At 67.3% G+C, this 17,628-nt stretch carries 18 protein-coding genes; all 18 read left to right on the top strand.

The features are described 5' to 3' along the window. The first annotated feature begins 181 nt into the window (after nt 1-181). Nucleotides 182-2,140, top strand: coding sequence for an anaerobic carbon-monoxide dehydrogenase catalytic subunit (gene cooS, locus HSRCO_RS04440; RefSeq protein WP_259519209.1), 1,959 nt, complete (start codon nt 182-184; stop codon nt 2,138-2,140). A gap of 30 nt (nt 2,141-2,170) precedes the next feature. Next, nucleotides 2,171-2,911 carry an AAA family ATPase gene (locus HSRCO_RS04435; protein ID WP_259519208.1) on the top strand — a complete coding sequence of 247 codons (741 nt, stop codon included), beginning with the start codon at nt 2,171-2,173 and terminating at the stop codon, nt 2,909-2,911. A 134-nt stretch (nt 2,912-3,045) separates the two neighbouring features. Then, nucleotides 3,046-3,522: a tRNA (N6-threonylcarbamoyladenosine(37)-N6)-methyltransferase TrmO gene (gene tsaA / locus HSRCO_RS04430; protein WP_259519207.1), complete on the top strand. Its 477-nt coding sequence runs from the start codon at nt 3,046-3,048 to the stop codon at nt 3,520-3,522. Between the two features lie 321 nt (nt 3,523-3,843). Next, the gene (locus HSRCO_RS04425) at nt 3,844-4,944 is read left to right on the top strand and encodes a hydrogenase small subunit (RefSeq protein WP_259519206.1); all 1,101 of its coding nucleotides are present in this window, start codon (nt 3,844-3,846) and stop codon (nt 4,942-4,944) included. A 3-nt stretch (nt 4,945-4,947) separates the two neighbouring features. Further along, entirely contained in the window at nt 4,948-6,498 is a 1,551-nt protein-coding gene (locus HSRCO_RS04420; protein ID WP_259519205.1) for a nickel-dependent hydrogenase large subunit, read from the top strand. After that, complete coding sequence (locus tag HSRCO_RS04415; RefSeq protein ID WP_259519204.1) at nt 6,495-7,298, top strand: cytochrome b/b6 domain-containing protein; 804 nt, start codon at nt 6,495-6,497, stop codon at nt 7,296-7,298. The genes HSRCO_RS04420 and HSRCO_RS04415 overlap by 4 nt, the downstream gene beginning before the upstream one ends. Then, on the top strand, nt 7,291-7,803 hold the full coding sequence (locus tag HSRCO_RS04410) for a hydrogenase maturation protease (protein WP_259519203.1): 513 nt from the start codon (nt 7,291-7,293) through the stop codon (nt 7,801-7,803). Before HSRCO_RS04415 ends, HSRCO_RS04410 begins: the two co-directional genes overlap by 8 nt. Further along, nucleotides 7,800-7,982, top strand: a complete 183-nt coding sequence (locus HSRCO_RS04405; protein ID WP_259519202.1) for a hypothetical protein — start codon at nt 7,800-7,802, stop codon at nt 7,980-7,982. Before HSRCO_RS04410 ends, HSRCO_RS04405 begins: the two co-directional genes overlap by 4 nt. Nucleotides 7,983-7,986: 4 nt before the next feature. After that, nucleotides 7,987-8,277 carry a HypC/HybG/HupF family hydrogenase formation chaperone gene (locus tag HSRCO_RS04400; RefSeq protein WP_259519201.1) on the top strand — a complete coding sequence of 97 codons (291 nt, stop codon included), beginning with the start codon at nt 7,987-7,989 and terminating at the stop codon, nt 8,275-8,277. Further along, nucleotides 8,274-9,386, top strand: a complete 1,113-nt coding sequence (gene hypD / locus HSRCO_RS04395; RefSeq protein WP_259519200.1) for a hydrogenase formation protein HypD — start codon at nt 8,274-8,276, stop codon at nt 9,384-9,386. The genes HSRCO_RS04400 and hypD overlap by 4 nt, the downstream gene beginning before the upstream one ends. Nucleotides 9,387-9,388: 2 nt before the next feature. Next, entirely contained in the window at nt 9,389-10,411 is a 1,023-nt protein-coding gene (gene hypE, locus HSRCO_RS04390) for a hydrogenase expression/formation protein HypE (protein WP_259519199.1), read from the top strand. After that, nucleotides 10,411-10,803: a hydrogenase maturation nickel metallochaperone HypA gene (locus HSRCO_RS04385; protein ID WP_259519198.1), complete on the top strand. Its 393-nt coding sequence runs from the start codon at nt 10,411-10,413 to the stop codon at nt 10,801-10,803. The genes hypE and HSRCO_RS04385 overlap by 1 nt, the downstream gene beginning before the upstream one ends. Next, entirely contained in the window at nt 10,800-11,705 is a 906-nt protein-coding gene (gene hypB, locus HSRCO_RS04380; RefSeq protein ID WP_259519197.1) for a hydrogenase nickel incorporation protein HypB, read from the top strand. Before HSRCO_RS04385 ends, hypB begins: the two co-directional genes overlap by 4 nt. Continuing rightward, the gene (gene hypF, locus HSRCO_RS04375) at nt 11,705-14,008 is read left to right on the top strand and encodes a carbamoyltransferase HypF (RefSeq protein ID WP_259519196.1); all 2,304 of its coding nucleotides are present in this window, start codon (nt 11,705-11,707) and stop codon (nt 14,006-14,008) included. The genes hypB and hypF overlap by 1 nt, the downstream gene beginning before the upstream one ends. A gap of 60 nt (nt 14,009-14,068) precedes the next feature. After that, nucleotides 14,069-15,199: an ABC transporter substrate-binding protein gene (locus HSRCO_RS04370; RefSeq protein ID WP_259519195.1), complete on the top strand. Its 1,131-nt coding sequence runs from the start codon at nt 14,069-14,071 to the stop codon at nt 15,197-15,199. Nucleotide 15,200: 1 nt separating this feature from the next. Continuing rightward, entirely contained in the window at nt 15,201-16,253 is a 1,053-nt protein-coding gene (locus HSRCO_RS04365) for an iron ABC transporter permease (RefSeq protein WP_259519194.1), read from the top strand. Next, nucleotides 16,250-17,053, top strand: coding sequence for an ABC transporter ATP-binding protein (locus HSRCO_RS04360; protein WP_259519193.1), 804 nt, complete (start codon nt 16,250-16,252; stop codon nt 17,051-17,053). Before HSRCO_RS04365 ends, HSRCO_RS04360 begins: the two co-directional genes overlap by 4 nt. 122 nt (nt 17,054-17,175) lie before the next feature. After that, nucleotides 17,176-17,526 (top strand): VOC family protein, encoded by a 351-nt coding sequence (locus HSRCO_RS04355; protein WP_259519192.1) that lies wholly within the window; start codon nt 17,176-17,178, stop codon nt 17,524-17,526. Nucleotides 17,527-17,628 lie beyond the last annotated feature (102 nt).

The raw sequence follows: 17,628 nt of genomic DNA, 5'->3' as shown, positions 1-17,628 counted from the left end.
TCCAGTGATCGCCCCAGTATGGTGGTGTCAGCCCGTGTGAACGAAACGACGTACAATTGCACAATGGTATTGTGCCGATCCGACACGAGTCGGCGGTCAGTCGGTCGGGTTGCCCCGTATGGATAACCAGCCACCATTCTGAGGGGGCCGTTACTTTCCTGTGGGATCCAATACTGGGACGATGAGCGAGAAAACACCGGATCCCGTCTTCGATTTTGGCCCCCGAGATAGTGCAGACCGGACACTCGACGTCCAGCGAGAAGTAGAGTACGAGATGCCGGTCGATCGTCTCGAAGAGAGCCAGCCACAGTGTCCGTTCGGGACGGCTGGTAGCTGTTGTGATATCTGTTATATGGGGCCATGTCGCGTGAGCGACGACGACCAGTACGGGCAGGACAGAGGGGTTTGCGGTGCGACCCCAGGAACGGTCGTCTCGCGCAACCTGTACCGGGAGATCGCCGGTGGCGTATCGGCACACTCCCATCACGCACGCGAAGCCGTCGAACTGCTCTCCGAGATCGCGGACGGCGGCGTCGCGGATTACGAGATCAAAGACGAGTCGAAACTCCGAACGATCGCCGCCGACGTCGGCGTCCAGTCCGACGGAGACGTCAACGAGGTCGCTCGGGCGGTCGCCGACGCGGCAGCCGAGGACTTCGCGCCGGGCGGCGAGACGCTCAACTGGATCCAGCGGATGCCCGCCGAGCAACGCGAACACCTCGACGAGCAGGGGCTGCTCCCGCTCTCCAGCGTCGACCAACAGGCCTCCCGGGCACTCGCCCAGACCCACCAGGGCAACGATTCCGACACCGAACACATCCTCGGAAGCGCCATTTCCGCCGGCATCGCCGACGGCTACGCGGGCCTCACGATGGCCACGGATCTGCAGGACATCATCTTCGGGACGCCGACGCCGACGAACGCCGAGGCCCATCTCGGCGTCCTCGAAGAAGACCAGGTCAACCTGGCCGTCCACGGCCACTCACCGCAGTTGAGCGAGATGGTCGTCAAAGCCGCCCGAGAGCTCGAAGACGAGGCCCACGCGGTCGGCGCCGAGGGGATCAATCTCGTCGGGATCTGTTGTACCGGCAACGAACTCGCCGAACGACACGGGATCCCGCTCGCCGCCCACAGCCTACAATCGGAACTCGCGATCACGACCGGAGCGGTCGACGCCATGGTCGTGGACATTCAGTGTATCTGGCCGGGCATCTCCGACCTCATGGAGTGTCATCACACCCAGCTGATCACCACCATGGATTACGTCCGGATGCGGGAGGCGAAACACATCCCCTTCGAGGAAGAGACCGCACTCGAGGACGCGAAACAGATCGTTCGTGAAGCGATCGAGGGCTACGAGGACCGCCAGCGTCGCCAGAAGTACGACGTCAACATTCCGGACCGCAGCCAGCAGGCGATGGTCGGCTTCTCCGATACGGCCATCCTCGACGTTCTCGAAACGATCGATCCCGAGAACCCGGCCCAGCCGATCGTCGACGCGATCCAGGCCGGCCAGCTCCGGGGTATCGTCGGCATCGTCGGCTGTCCGAACCCCAAGATGCGCGAGGCCGAGATGTCCGAGAAGCTCATCGAGAACCTCCTCGCCGCCGACGTGCTCCCGGTCGTCACCGGGTGTATCGGGCACATCATGGCCCAGGGCGGCTACCTCGATCCGGGTCGGGTCGACGAGTTGGCAGGCGACGGCATCACCGAACTCCTGCACGCCCTCGGGGACGCCGCCGGCCTCGACGGCCCGCTCCCCCCAGTGCTTCACATGGGATCCTGTGTCGACAACTCCCGGATCGGCAACGTCATCCGTGCCATCTCCGAGGGGAGCGGGATCCCGACCCGCGACCTCCCGGTCGCAGCGAGCGCCCCCGAGCTCATCGCCGAGAAGGCGGTCAGCATCGGTACCTGGGCGCTATCGCTGGGTCTTCCACTCCACACGGCGCCCGGCCTACGCATCGAAGCCAGCGACGTCGTCACACAGGTGTTGACCGAGGACCTAAAGGACATCACCGGCGGCCACCTCATTCAGGACGAGACGCCCGATGGCGCCGCCGAGAAGATCATCGACGCACTCGACGAACGGCGCGCGCCGCTCGTCGACGACGACGTCCTCGCCAGCGCCGACGACTGAACCACTGTCCGCTCCCCCACCTACACTCCAATGAAACTCGCAATTACCGGAAAGGGAGGCGTCGGCAAGTCGACGCTTGCCGCAGCACTCGCCAGGTCGATCGCCGATGAACGCTCGCTGATGGCCATCGACGGCGACCCCGATATGAACCTCGCCAGTACCCTCGGCGTCGAACAGCCCTCGCCGATCACGCAAGAGAACGATCTCATCGAGGATCGAGCCGGCTCGTCCGGCGGACTCATCCAGATGCAACCCGACGTCGAGGACGTCCTCGAGGAGCACTCGGCGACCTTCGGCGCGGCTGGTCGGCTCATCACCATCGGTCCTCCCGAAGGCGGTGGGACTGGCTGTATGTGCCCGGAGAACAACTTCATCCGGGCGTTGGTCACACAAGCGCTCGATTACGACGACGTCATCATGGATATGGAAGCGGGAATCGAACACCTCGGACGAGGGACGGCCGACGACATGGACGCCATGGTGGTCGTGATCGAACCCTCCCGGGCGTCGATAGACACGGCCCACCAGATCCGTTCGCTGGCCAACGACGTCGGCATCGAGCACGTGTTCGCGTTCATCAACCGGATCCGAGAACCGGCGGAGACGGAGATGATCCGCGAGCACCTGGAATTGCCGGTCATCGGCACCTTCGAATACGACCAGGATGTCGCCGCGGCCGGACTCCAGGGAACCTCCCCCGTGGACGCCAGTCCCGCGCTGCGGGACGTCGCCGAGACGTTACTCGAGGATCTGGACGAGCGCGTGCTGTAGGGACGGCCACGGAATCAGCTGCGCTCGAAGGCAACACCGGTGCCCGTCCCGCCACTGCCCCCCAAACTCCCGGTCGTCCACCACAGCTGGGACGGTCCGATGGGGCTTTGCCGCTGGTTTGCCGAGGTGATCGTATGGTCGAATACGAGCCGATCGGTCAGTTGCGTACCCCGTACGAGGGCGCAGCGCCGTTTCAGCCGATCCCGGAGCCCGGCGATTTCGCGATCGACCTCGACCCCGCGTACGTGGACGGCCTGGATCGCCTCGAGGCCTTCGAGTACGCGTACGTGCTCTTCGACCTCGACCGGGTGGCGGGCTACTCACTCTCGGTCACGCCCCCGTGGTCCGATCGGACCGTGGGCCTCTTCGCGACGCGAGCGCCACGACGGCCGAACCCCATCGGCCTCAGCGTCGTTCGGATCACCGGGATCGAAGAGGGCCGCGTGGACATCTCTGCGATCGACGCCTTCGACGGGACGCCCGTGCTGGATCTGAAACCGTACGTCGACGGTCTCGACAGCAAGCCGGACGCCGACGTCGGGTGGATCGATCCCGACCACGCGGCCGACGTCGAGCACCTGGAGTTACACATCAAGGGAATTCCGCACTGAGCCGACGGTGCGGCGGAAAGCGACGCCGGATCGACCAGCGCGGCCAACAGCCCCGGGTATGATACCACGACACAACCGAGTGGACACCAACGGAGGGATCGAACCGGGCGACCAGGGGATGTCGTGCATTTCGACCGCAAGACTCGTTCCGATCGAAGATTTCTCGTTCCGGCGGGAACCGCGCGGATACAGCCAGGACCCCAATGCTCTATCGACTGTCGGCGTAGTGGATTGTAGAGTCGTGCGGGTTTTCATAACACCTGAAACCGGTGTTCTACGTTTATTATAGCGAGAATCGAACGATAATGTAGGAGACAATTCATGACTACTCGCCGCAACTTCCTCCGGCTGGCCGGAACGATGGCCGCCGGCGGCGTCATCACACAGTACTCGACCGACATCGCGTCGGCCCTCGAACAGGCGACGGAGGGCTCCGCCGAAGTCGTCTGGTTACAGGGCCAGTCCTGTTCGGGCGACTCGGTGTCCCTGCTGCAGGGCGATTACCCCTCGCTCAGCGAGGTCATCAGCGACTTCCGACTGGAAGTGACCTTCCACCCCACGCTCATGGCCGAGAGCGGTGAGGCCGCGATGGATGCGATGTCGACCGACCCGGACGTCCTCGTCGTCGAGGGATCGATTCCGACGGACATCCCCTCGGCTGCCACGCTCGGCTACGACGAGAACGGCGAGAAAAAACCCCTGGCGGACTGGGTCCAGGAACTCGCCCCGAAATCGGACTACGTCGTGGCGACCGGCAACTGTTCGGCGTTTGGTGGTCTGCCCGCCGCGGAGAACAAGAAGCGACTGTACGACCTCGGCCCGAACGTCACTGGTGCCCGGGGACTCCAGTTCGACGGTCGCGAGGAGGGCGGCGTCCTCGGGGCCGACTTCACGTCCGCGGCCGGGCTTCCGGTCGTCAACCTCGCCGGCTGTCCGACCCACCCCGATTACATCCTGTTGACACTCGCGACGGTGCTCAACGGTCACGCGCCGGAACTCGACCAGTACAATCGACCGCTCGCGTTCTTCGAGGACAACATCCACGACACCTGCGCCCTGCGCGGGTACTTCGACCGCGGCGAGTTCGCGGAGAAACCCGGTGAGGACGGCTGTCTGTACGAGGTCGGCTGTGCGGGGCCGTACGTCCACTGTGACGAGTCCGAACGACTCTGGAACGACGGAACGAGCGTCTGTCGGAACGTCGGTGCGCCGTGTATCGGGTGCATGGAACCGGCGTTCTGGGACCGCTTTTCGCCCTACTACGAACCGATCGAGCAACAGAACGCCTTCGGCGTCGACGCCGAGACCGCCGGCAAGGTCGCGATCGGCGGGGCCGCCGTCGGGATCGGCGCCCACGCCGCACGCAAGGCGGTCGGGTACGGCGACACCGAAGACGAAACACCGGAGCCAAAGGAGGACTGACTGATGCCGGAAATCGAAATCGATCCGACGACGCGTATCGAAGGCCACCACAGCACGACCCTCGAGGTAGAGGACGGAGTCGTCACGAACGCCAAAAGCCACATGGACATGTTCCGTGGCATCGAGATCATCACGCTCGGGCGACCGCCCTCCGACGCCCCCCAGATCACGCAGATGACCTGTGGGGTCTGTTTCACCTGCCACCGCCAGACCTCGATTCTGGCCATCGAGGACGCGGCAAAGCGCGCCGGCGTCTTCGACGGCGTTCCCGAGAACGCCCGGATCCTCCGCGACGTGATGGAGGGCCTGTTTTTCATCTGGAACCACGCGGTGCATCTGTTCGCCCTCGCGGGCCCGGATTACTCAGACGCGGTCGCAGACACCGGCTTCGACCGGTTGAACCCAGCCGCCGTCGCCGGTGGCGAGGGTGGCGAGGGATACAAGCGCGCCCTGGAGGTCCAGCGGACGGTGCTGCAGGCGTTCTCCGAGTTCGGCGGCCGGGCGCCACACCCGCTCACGTACGCACCGGGTGGCACCGCCGTCCAGCCAGATCTCGAGACCATCGAACAGGTCCGTTCGAAGATCAAGGCCGTCAACCAGTGGCTCGGCCCGACCGACGCGGTCCCCGAAGTGATCGAGAACGTCCAGGACGGGCAGGTGGAGTCCGAATACGCACAGGGGCTTCACGACATCGTGAGCCTGCTCGTCGCCGCGAAGCAGGAGGGCGCCGACGAGGTCGGCGTCGGCCCCGACCGGTACTACGCCAACGGGGTCTTCTACGGAACGGACGCGGACTCCCTGGCACTCCCCCGCGGCGTCTACGCCGACGGCGAACTCCGACATCCATCGAAAGCTGACATCGTCGACTCCGTCACCGAGGACGTCGAGTATTCCTGGTACACGGACGACTCCGGGGGCCAACCGTGGGACGAGAAACCGCCGGAGCCGGACCCCGAGAAATCCGGCGCGTACTCCTGGGGGAAAGCGCCCCGGTACAACGGTCGTTCGATGGAGGTCGGGCCCCTGGCCCGTCTGGTCGCCGCCGACGCCGACCCCTTCGACCTGCGGGAGACGCTGGGTGGCGGGGCGACGGCCAGCAACACCCTCAATCGACTCATCGCCAGGGCTCAGGAGACGCTCGTCGTCCGCGACCTCCTCACCGACTGGATCGACGCGCTCGATCCGAACGGCGTCTACAACGCCGGCTGGGACGACGACTTCACGGGTGAGGGCGTGGGCCTCTGGGAGGCCTCTCGTGGCGCCGTCTCCCACTGGGTCCGCGTCGAGGACGGCCAGGTCGAGAACTACCAGATCGTCACCCCGACGCTCTGGAACCTGGGGCCGCGGTCGGCCGACGGTACGCCGAGCATCTTCGAGGAGTCCGCCGAGGGGATGGCCGTCCAGTCGGTCTCGAACCCGATCGACGTGATGCGGACCATCCGATCGTTCGATCCGTGTCTGGCCTGTTCGGTCCACGTCCAGAGTCCCGAGGAGGAGTACGAATCGGTGGTCGAACCCGCGTCCGCGACCCCTGGAGGGAGTATGACGCGATGAGCACCAGCGACCGTCGGGGGCTTCACAAGTTGTTGACCGAGGACATCTGGGAGCGGTACTGCGATTTCGATCCCAGATGTTTCGAGCTGTCAGACGCGGAGATCGTCGGTGAACGCCTCCGTCATTCGCTCGGTTCGCGGCTGGCCCACTGGCTGCAGGTGACCCTGATGACCGTGCTCGTCGTCACCGGGTACGCCCTCTGGTCGGGCAACTACGGGCCGATGAACGTCCCCATCTGGGACGGCTACTACGTCGCTTTCGGCTTGCACATGTGGGCGGGCATCTTCATCGTGGTCGTCACGCTACTCCTATTTCCGTTCTACCACGTTTTCGTGGACGGACATCGCCAGCTCGCGGAGTACTCGGACATCGTACTGGGGATCAACATCGGGCTGGCCTTCCTGGGAGTGCGCGAATACCCGCCGAACTACCACAAGGGGCGTCGCACCTGGGACGTGATCAAAGAACACTGGATGGTCGGCCACCCCGCACAGAAGGCGTACTTCTGGTGGATCTCCATCTTCGTGGCCCTGGTCGCGCTCACGGGGTTCGGCATCTACCGCGAGATGGCGACCGACCCGGTCTGGTGGGTGGTCTGGCTGGGAATCCCGGCGGACTACCTGGCCGTCGAGACGCTCAAACAGCTCCACCTGGTCCTGGCGGCCGTGATCACGGCGATGGTGATCTTTCACGCCTACTTCGGTGTGATGAAGAGCAACTGGGACTTCCTCAAGTCGATGGTCGTGGGGACGGTCCCGTACTACGAGGTCGAGAGCCCGACGGAGGACGGTGATGACTGAACAGGCGGTCGTCGGCGTCGGAAACCAGATCATGCGCGACGACGGGCTCTCGGCCGCGGTCGTCGACGCGCTCAGAGACGCAGGACTGGACGAACATCCGGACGTCAGCCTCTCGCACGCCGGCACGACCGCCTTCTTCGCCCTCGAGGCGATGGACGGCGCCGATCGCGCCATCGTCGTCGACGCGCTCCAGGTTCCCGACGCCGAACCGGGAGACGTCCACCGGATCGTCTACCGGGAAGGAGCGTTCGAATCCGCCGACTTCGATATCAACATGCACGATTTCTCCTTCACGGAGGCGCTGGCCGCGGGCGATCACGCCTACGCGGTCCCCGAGGAGATCGTCGTGCTGGGAATGACGCCCGCGGTCGTCACCGCCGGGCTCCAGCTATCCGAGACCGTGCGCGAGGGACTCGACGAGCTCGTCGCGCTCGTGCGCGAGGAGCTGGTACGAGGCGGCACGGCGATCGACGAGCCGGCGGTCGCCCAGGAGGGGTCATCGTGACGGTCCGATGGATGTGTCTGACCTGTGGCGAGGGCATCGAGGAGTCGGCAGTCGACGAACACGAGGCGGCGGACCACGACGTGAAAGCCCACGTCGTCCCCGACCGCCTGCTCTCGAACGATCCGTGGCAGCTCGGTGCAGAATCACTAACCGACTCGAAGACGACGGAGGATTCGTAACTACATGTGTCTCGGTATACCAGGCGAGGTACTGGAGATCGACGGTGACGAGGCGCTCGCGGAGTTCTGGGACGTCGAGAAGTGGATCCGCATCGACATCGTCGGGGCGGACCTCTCGGTCGGCGATTACGTGTTGAACCACGCCGGCTTCGCCATCAGGAAGATCCCCGAAGAGGAGGTAGCAGAGACCATATCGTATTACGAGGAACTGCTCGGGGCGGACGCCGGCGAGGCGCTCGACGTCGAGTCCCTGGACGGTATCGGGGACGAAAAGACGGAGGGCCGCCCCGAATGACCGACGAGGAGGAACCGATTCTCCGCTTTCGCGACGACGACCAGGCGAGGGCCCTCTACGACCGGATCGACGCGCTGATGGACGCCATCGGCGAGCCCGTCTCCCTGATGCACGTCTGTGGCTCCCACGAGGAGGCCATCGCGAAATACGGCCTCCGGGCCAACCTCCCGGCCGATCTCTCGGTGCGGATGGGGCCGGGCTGTCCGGTCTGCGTGACCGACATGCCGGAGATCGACGAGGGAATCGCCCTCGCGGAGGCGGGCGTGACCGTCGCGACGTTCGGCGACATGTTCCGGGTCCCGGGAACAGAGGGGAGCCTGCGCGACGCGAAACGCGAGGGGGCGAGCGTCGAAGTCGTCTACAGCGCCAGCGACGCCGTCGAGTACGCGAGAGCGAACCCCGAGGAGTCGGTGGTTTTCTTCGCCACCGGCTTCGAGACGACCGCGGCCCCGACGGCGGCGGTACTGGCCGCCGATCCGCCCGAGAACTTCAGCGTCCTCTCGGTCCACAAGTACGTCCCGCCGGCGATGGAGGCGATCGCCGAACTCCCCGAGACGAACATCGACGGGTTCCTCGCGGCGGGCCACGCCGCCGCCATCACCGGCTACGGACTGTTCGAAGACCTCGTCGAGGAACACGAGATCCCGACGGTCGTCGGGGGGTTCGAGCCCCTCGACGTGCTGCGGGCCATCGCCGACCTCCTCGAGATGATCGCGACCGACGACCCCGGGCTGGGGAACGCCTATCCCCGGGTCGTCTCCGAGGCGGGCAACGTCGCGGCCCAGGAGACCATGTGGTCCGTCTTCGAGCAGACGACCCGTGCCTGGCGCGGCCTCGGCGAGATCCCATCGGGGAACCTCGAGATCCGACCGGCGTATGCAGCCCACGACGCCCGCGAGCAGTTCGACATCGACCCCGACGTCGGGCCGGTCGACCCGCTGGCCGAGCAGTGCCTGTGTGGCGACATCATGGCGGGGACCGCCGACCCGGACGACTGCACGCTGTTCGGAACCGTCTGTACCCCGCGGGACCCGGTCGGACCGTGTATGGTGAGCGACGAAGGCACCTGTAACATCTGGAACCGCTACGGCGGCCGACCGGAGGTCTGACCGTGACCGACGAATTCGTCTCGACCGATCACGGCACCGGCACCGAACCGATGCGGGACCTCCTGGCGGACGTCGTCCTCCCCAGATTCGGCGGGGACCACGGCGACGCCGTCGGCCTCGACGCGCTCGACGACGGGGCCGTCCTGCCGGCCGGCGATCGCTCGGTCGTCCTCACCACCGATAGTCACGTCGTCGACCCCCTGGAGTTCCCGGGTGGCGACATCGGCCGACTCGCGGTCGCGGGCACGGTCAACGACCTGGCGATGATGGGCGCGACGGACGACGTCGCGTTGACGAGCGCCCTGATCGTCGAGGACGGCTTCCCGATGGATCGCCTCGATCGCATCGTCGAGTCGATGGGGACGACCTGCGAGGAGGCAGGCTGTCGGATCGTCGCCGGCGACACCAAGGTAATGGGGGGCGGTGACGTCGACGGCCTGGTCGTCAACACGGCAGGGGTCGGCATCATCCCGCCGGGAACGCACGTCAGCGACGCGGCCCTGGAACCGGGCCAGAAGATCGGGGTCTCGGGGACGATCGGCGACCACGGGATCGCCTTGCTCGCCGCTCGCGAGGATATCGGCTTCGAGGACCCCCTCGAGAGCGACGTCGCCCCCGTCGACCACCTGGTCGACGCCGCCCGCGAGGCGGGGTCGATCGCAGCGATGAAAGATCCGACCCGTGGGGGGCTCTCGACGGTGCTCAACGAGATGGCCCGCAAAGCCTCGGTCGGTATCGAGGTCGACGAACGATCGATCCCGGTCGCGGACGGGGTCGAGGGCGCCAGCGAGGTGCTCGGCATCGACCCCTTCGACGTGGCCAACGAGGGGAAGTTCGTCTTCGCCGCACCGCCGGGGGACGCCGAGGCGATCGTCGCGGCCCTCCGCGAACGGCCTGGTGGGGCTGACGCCACGTTGATTGGGGACGTCCACGCGGAGCATCCCGGCGAGGTCGTCCTCGATACGGGCGTCGGGCGCCGCTTCATGACCGAACCGATCGCCGAACCACTCCCCCGTATCTGCTGATGCACGAGGTATCGCTCGCCAGAGCGCTGGTCGACCGGGCTCGCGAGGCTGCCCAGGAGCACGACGCGGAGCGTGTCGACGCCATGACGGTCGCCGTCGGCGAGGCCACACACATCAACCCCGAACAGCTCGTGTTCACGATCGAGACCGTCGCCCGTGACACCATCGCGGCCGACGCGACCATCGAGATCGAGACGGTCGCGCCGGTCGCGACCTGTGCGTGCGGCTGGGAGGGCGAACCGGGGACACTCGATTCGACCTACGTGGTCGCGCCCAACGTGACCTGCCCCGAGTGTGGCGAACGGCTCACCTTCGCGGCGGGCCGCGAGTGTGAACTGCGCAGTATCGCCGTCCCGGACGACCCGGCAGCCACCAATCGAACAGAGAGATGATTTACGATCACCACATCCATCCGAACGCACCGCCCCGAACGATCGAGTTCCTCGTCGACAGCCTGCTCGAAAGGATCCCCGTCGGTGCCGTCGATGGCGGGGTGGTTCCCGCCCTCGGCCCGCTCCGTGCCCACCGCTTCGGTCACGACGAGGACGCCTTTTCCGACGCAGACGTAAACGACGACGTCCTCGAGGCGTACCGCCAGCAAGCGGTGGAACTGCACGACCGATTCGTCCACGACCACGGCGTCTTCGTCGTGGAGTTCCTCGGGAGTACCGGCAGCGGGAAGACCTCGCTCATCGAACGCCTGGTCGACCGCTCCGACGACCCCGCCGCCGTGGGCGTGATCGTCGGGGACGTCGCCGGCGAGGACGACGCCGAACGGCTCCGCGACCACGGCGCGACCGTCGCGACGGTCAACACGGGCCGGGAGTGTCACCTCGACCGGTCGTTCATCGAGGCGGGGCTGGAGAAACTCGATCCCGCGGCCCTCGATACCCTCTTCATCGAGAACGTGGGGAACATGGTCTGTCCGGCCGACGTCCCGCTGGGCGCGCAGGCCCGCATCCTGGTGGTGAGCACCACCGAGGGCGACGACGTCGTCAGAAAACACCCGCTGTTGGTCCAGGCCGCGGACGCCGCCGTGATCAACAAAGTCGACCTCGCTGACGCCGTCGGGGCCGACCTCGACCGGATGCTCGCCGACGTCGAGGCGGTGGCCGGCGACGTGCCGACGTTCCCGACCAGCGTCGAACGCGGCGACGGGCTCGAGAGCCTCTTCGCCTACGTCGACGAGGTCGAACGACGGGGCCACGCCCCGACGGAGGGCGATCACGTCGAGACCCCGGCCCGGCCCTCCGAGGCGGACCCGACGGGCGTCACGCTCGACGGCGATCAGTGATGGGTACCGAGCCGCGTCGAACCCGTCTCACGGTCACCGGGGTCGTCCAGGGGGTCGGCTTTCGCCCGTTCGTGTACCGCACCGCGACCGACCACGGTCTCGCCGGCTGGGTCAAAAACCGCGGTGACGCGGGTGTCGCGATCGTCGTCGAGGGACAGCCCGACGCGATAGCGGAGTTCGTCCGGACGGTCCGCGAGGAGCCGCCGCCCCTCGCCCGCGTCGAATCGATCGACCGGGAGCCCGAACCGCCCGTGGGACTCGATTCCTTCGAGATCCGCGAGTCGGCCGGCGGCGGCGAGGGGTCGGGGACGATTCCGGCCGACACGGGCATCTGTGAGTCCTGTCTGGAAGACATGCGAGATCCGGACTCGCGATATTGCGAGTACTGGGCCACCGCGTGCGTCGACTGTGGGCCGCGCTATACGGTCATCCGCTCGTTGCCCTACGACAGACCGCGGACCACAATGGACGCCTTCCCGCTCTGTACGGACTGCCGACGGGACTACGAGGACCCCAGCGATCGCCGCTATCACGCCCAGACGACGGCCTGCCCGGCGTGCGGGCCGACGCTCACGTTCGAATCTGGTCCCGGTGTCCAGGAGGAATCGGGGCGGGCGGCGATCGATCGCACGACGACGACGATCGAGGACGGCGGGATCGTGGCCGTGAAGGGCATCGGCGGAACCCATCTCCTCTGTGACGCCACGAACCGGAACGCGGTCGCACGACTTCGCGAGCGGACGGGTCGGCCGGCCAAGCCATTTGCCCTCATGGCCCCCTCGATCGACCGCGTCGAAGCGTTCGCCCGGGTCACAGACCAGGAACGCGAGGCCTTCGAGGACGTCCGGCGCCCGATCGTCCTGCTGAAACGCAAATCCGCCGAGTGGCTCGAACCGATCGCTCCGAACCTCCACACCGTCGGCGTGATGGGACCGTACGCCGGGTTGCACCACCTGCTGTTCGACGACCTCGACGCGCCGCTGGTGGCCACCAGCGCGAATCCACCCGGCCAGCCGATGGCGACCGACAGGGAGACGATCTGGGCGACGCTGTCGGACGTGATCGACGGGGCGCTCGTCCACGATCGCGAGATCGTCGCGCGCACGGACGACAGCGTCGTCAGGATGGTGGACGGGAAACGACGGTTCGTCCGTCGTTCGCGGGGCTGGGTCCCCCAGCGACTCCCGCGGTACGCGGACCCGGCGCCGTCGCCCGCACCGGACGTCCTGGCGATGGGTGCCGAGTTCGACGCGACGGTCGCGGTCACGCAGGGATCGGCGGTCGTCCCCTCCCAGCACCTCGGCGACGTCGACGGACCAGCCACCCGGCGGTTCCACCGCGAGACCGTCGACCACCTGACGGAACTCCTCGGTGTGACCCCGTCGATCGTCGCCTGTGACGCCCATCCCGAGTTCGTCACGAGCCGCGAGGCCGAGCGCCGAGCGGACGCGGCCCTGGCGGGGCCGATCCGCGTCCAGCATCACCACGCGCACGCGGCCTCGCTGCTCGGCGAGCACGAGCGCCATCGGGCGATCGTGATCGTCGCCGACGGGACCGGTTACGGTCCCGACGGATCGATCTGGGGCGGCGAGGTGCTCGACGCCACGCGGCGGGACTTCGAGCGCGTCGGTAGCCTGGCGCCGTTCGCGTTACCGGGCGGAGAGGCCGCCGTTCGTCGGCCCGTACGGATCCTGGCCAGCCTCCTCGAGGACGACGACCGCATCGACTCGCTACTCGAAGCAGGTCTCGGCGACGCGGCCGACGCCGCCGTCGTTCGCGACCAGCTCGGTGCGGCTGTCAACGCCCCGCGGACGACCAGCGCCGGACGGTTCCTCGACGCAACGTGTGCCATGCTGGAACCATCGGTCGAACGACGCTACGAGGGCGAACCGGCGATGCGCCTCGAGGCGCTGGCGAGCGAGGGGGCGCCCATCGACGTGCCGATCCCCATCGAGGACGGCGACGATCGACCGGTACTCGACGTCCGCTCGCTCGCTCGCGAGCTAGGGGAGCGTCGGGACGGTCACCCACCGGCCGACGTGGCGGCGACGGCACAGCACGCGCTGGCACGGGGGCTGGGACGGCTGGCGGTCGCGGCGGCGACAGAGCGCGGCGTCGACGCCGTCGGATTCTCCGGGGGCGTGGCGTACAACGAGGCGATCTCTCGAACGGTCGCTTCGACCGTCGAGGACGCCGGCCTCCAACTGCTCGACCACGAGGACGTTCCGCCCGGCGACGCGGGAATCGCCTACGGGCAGACGATCGTCGCGACTGCCCGAACCGATGCGACCGAGGGGAGCTGACTCTCCCGCCTCGACCGCTTCGAAGCGTTTACCGTCGTTCCGACCCAACCCGACCGACACGTGAACGATCCACCGATGGGCACGAACAGACGCGAACTGTTGCGGGCCGTCGCGGGGATCGGGTCGGCTGGGCTCGCCGGCTGTCTGGATACCGCCGCCACCAGCGGCGCCACGACGGAAACGGTGGAACTGACCGATGGGGCAAACCGGACGGTCGCCGTTCCGAGGACGGTCGACCGTCTCGTCGCCATCGGTCCCGGAGCGCTCCGTCAGGTCGCCTACCTCGACGCGATGGATCGGGTCGTCGGCGTCGAACGTGGCGAACACACCGACCACCGGACGTTGCCCTACAATCTCGCCAACCCGCGGCTTCAGGACCTGCCCGTCGTCGGGCCCTCGGGTCCGGACGCCGGCGGAAACGCCGAGGCCCTGCTCGGCGTCGAGCCGGACCTCCTGTTGGTCTCGGCCATCAGCGGTGCCGACGCGGCCGACCGCCTCGAGTCCCAGACCGGCGTTCCGACGGTCGTCCTGTCGATGCCCTTCCCGGTCGACGACGCCTCCCACGAAGCGCTGTACGCGATGTGGCGGCGGCTGGGATCGGTTCTCGGTGTGGAGACGCGGGCGAAGCGCGTGATCGAGTTCGTCTCGCAGACGGTCGCCGACCTGCGCTCGCGGGCTCCCGACCGGGCGGCCGCAACGGCCTTCGCCGGTGGGGTGAGCTACAAGGGCGCCCAGGGTTTCGCGACGACCCGGGTCCCGTATCCACCGTTCTGGTACGCCGGCGCCGGGAACGTCGCGTCGCCGATCGAGTCGGTCGGCGTCTCCGTGAACGTGGACGTCGAACAGCTGTTGGCCTGGGATCCCGACGCCGTCTTCGTCAGCGCCGCCAACGTCGATCTGGTCCGTGAGGACCTTCGATCCCACCCCGAACTCCGCTCGCTGACCGCGTTCGATCGCGAGAACGCCTTCTCGCTGTTGCCGGTCTCCCACTACCACGAGAACGTTGGATCGATGCTACTCAACGGCTACTTCGTCGGCCGGACGCTGTACCCAGCGGCGTTCGACGACGTGGACCCCGCGTCGACGGCGGCCGAGATCTACCGGGCGTTGCTCGGAACCGCGGTCTACGACGAGGTCGTCGCTGCCAGTCCCGCCTACGAGCGATTTTCGCCCGAACGGAGCGGACAGTGACATGTCCGCGAACACGTCGGGGATCGCCGACCGTTACGACCGCCACCGAACCCGGCGGCTCGGGGTACTGGCTCTCGGCGTGCTGGGCCTGTTCGCGGTCGGGGCAGTCGCTCTTCGCACCGGGACGACCGACATCTCGGCATGGACCGCGGCGGCCGCACTGACGGGGCGGGCCGACCCGACGGTCGAGCGGGTGATCTGGCAGATCCGACTTCCCCGTATCCTCGGTGGCGCCGTCGCCGGGGCCGGTCTAGCGTACGTCGGGACGGCGATGCAATCGGTGCTCCGCAATCCGCTCGGTGCCCCCTACACGCTGGGGATCTCCCAGGCGGCCGCGTTCGGCGCAGCGCTCTCGATCGCCGTCCGCGGCGTCGAGAGCGTGGGCGGAGCCGCCTTCGGCCCCTACGTCACGACGGCCAGTGCGTTCGTGGTGGCGCTGTCCTCGACGAGCGTCATCCTCCTGTTGATCCGATTCAAAAACGCCTCCCCGGAGACGCTCATCCTCACCGGCGTCGCCCTGGGGGCGCTCTTCAACGCGGGGATCACGGTGATCCAGTACCTGGCCTCCGATACCGAAGTGGCGGCCATCGTCTACTGGACGTTCGGCGACCTCGGGCGACTGACCTGGCCCGCGATCGCGATCATGGGGGTCGGCGTCATCGCGAGTGCCGGGTACTTCTCGGTGAACGGGTGGCGGTACACCATCCTCGACGCCGGCGACGAGACCGCCACCAGCCTCGGCGTTCCGGTCGAGCGACTGCGCGTGCTGGGGATGCTCGTCGCCGCCTTCGCCACGGCGATCGTGATCTCCTTCGTGGGCATCATCGGGTTCGTCGGCCTGGTCGCCCCCCATATCGCCCGCAAACTCGTCGGGACGAACGAACGGATCCTCCTCCCCGCGAGCGGCCTGGTCGGAGCAATACTGTTGGTCTGCGCGGATACGGCCGCCCGGGCTGCCTTCGCCCCGCTCTCGTTGCCCGTCGGCGTGCTCACCTCCTTTCTCGGGGCGCCGCTTTTCGTCTACCTCGTCGTCGCCGGGAGGGAGCACTGGTGAGCCTCGCGATCAGCAATCTGGCCTTCTCCTACCCCGACGAGCCGGTCTTCCGGGACGTGTCCCTCACCGTCGATGACGGATCCGTGCTCGCGCTCCTCGGTCCGAACGGGACGGGAAAGAGTACGCTGTTGCGAATCGTGATGGGACTTCTCGAGCCTGATAACGGCACGGTGTCACTCGATGGCGAACCCCTCGACGACTTCAGCCGGGCCGAGCGCGCGGCCGCGGTCGCCTACGTCCCGCAGTCGGAGACCCCGACCTTCGCTCCCACGGTCTTCGAGTCGGTCCTGCTGGGCCGCGCTCCCCACACGAGTTGGCGACCGAGCAGGGCTGACCGCGACCGTGTCGCCGAGGTCCTGGACGCTCTCGAGATGGGCGACATCGCGATGCGCTCGCTGGACGAGCTCAGCGGCGGGCAGCGACAGAAGGTCCGAATCGCTCGGCTGCTCGTGCAGGACCCCGCGGCGATGCTCCTGGACGAACCGACCGCGAGTCTCGACCTGCGCCATCGCCTCGACGTGCTGGCGCTGGTCCGCCAGCACGTCCGCCGTCGTGGGGCCGTCGGCGTCGTCGCGATGCACGACATCGAACTGGCCGCCCGCTTCGCGGATTCGGTCGCGTTGCTCCACGACGGGATCGTCCACGCAAGTGGCCCGCCGATCGAGGTGCTCACGGAATCGGCGATCGAAACCGTCTACGGCGTCGCGGCGACGGTGACCGTCCACGACGGTCGTCTCCACGTCGATCCCGATCGTCCGCGCGCCGAGGCGGACTCGACAACCTGGTCCGAACCGCGCTGAGACCACGTGCTCCGGCTGTGGCCGCATCATCCACTGGGCCGAGCCACGCTGAGGGGTCGACGGCCGCAGCCGTCGACGGCAGCTGAAGAAGGCTTTTCCACCCTGTCGGCGTTCACCCATGCATGTCCGGAATCGTCTTTTTCGGCTCCGAGCGCTACGAATCGATCACCGCGTTTTACGTGGACGTCCTCGACGCGACGGTCTGGCTCGAGCAGCCGGCCTGTACCATCCTCGCGTCCGACGGGTTCCGCTTTGGTTTCTGTGACCGCGAGGCGGCCGACACGGCGGGCATCCTGACCTTCGTGACCGAGACCCGGGCGGGCGTCGACGCGTATTACAACCGTCTCGAGGGACGGGCCCGCGGCCCACCGTCGGTCAACGAGGAGTACGACATCTACCAGTTCTTCGCGACGGACCCCGAAGGCCGAACCGTGGAGGTCCAGACGTTTCTGCACGAGACGCCACCGGTGTGATGGGCCGACACTGGCACCAGCGTTGCGAGCACGCCGACAGCGTCCGTCGACGAGTCCACCCCCACCGACGATCCGCCAGTCGGCTCGGCTGGCGACGAGCAG

The organism is Halanaeroarchaeum sp. HSR-CO (assembly GCF_024972755.1).
Lineage (GTDB): Archaea > Halobacteriota > Halobacteria > Halobacteriales > Halobacteriaceae > Halanaeroarchaeum.
This window is presented reverse-complemented; position numbering and strand designations above follow the sequence as displayed.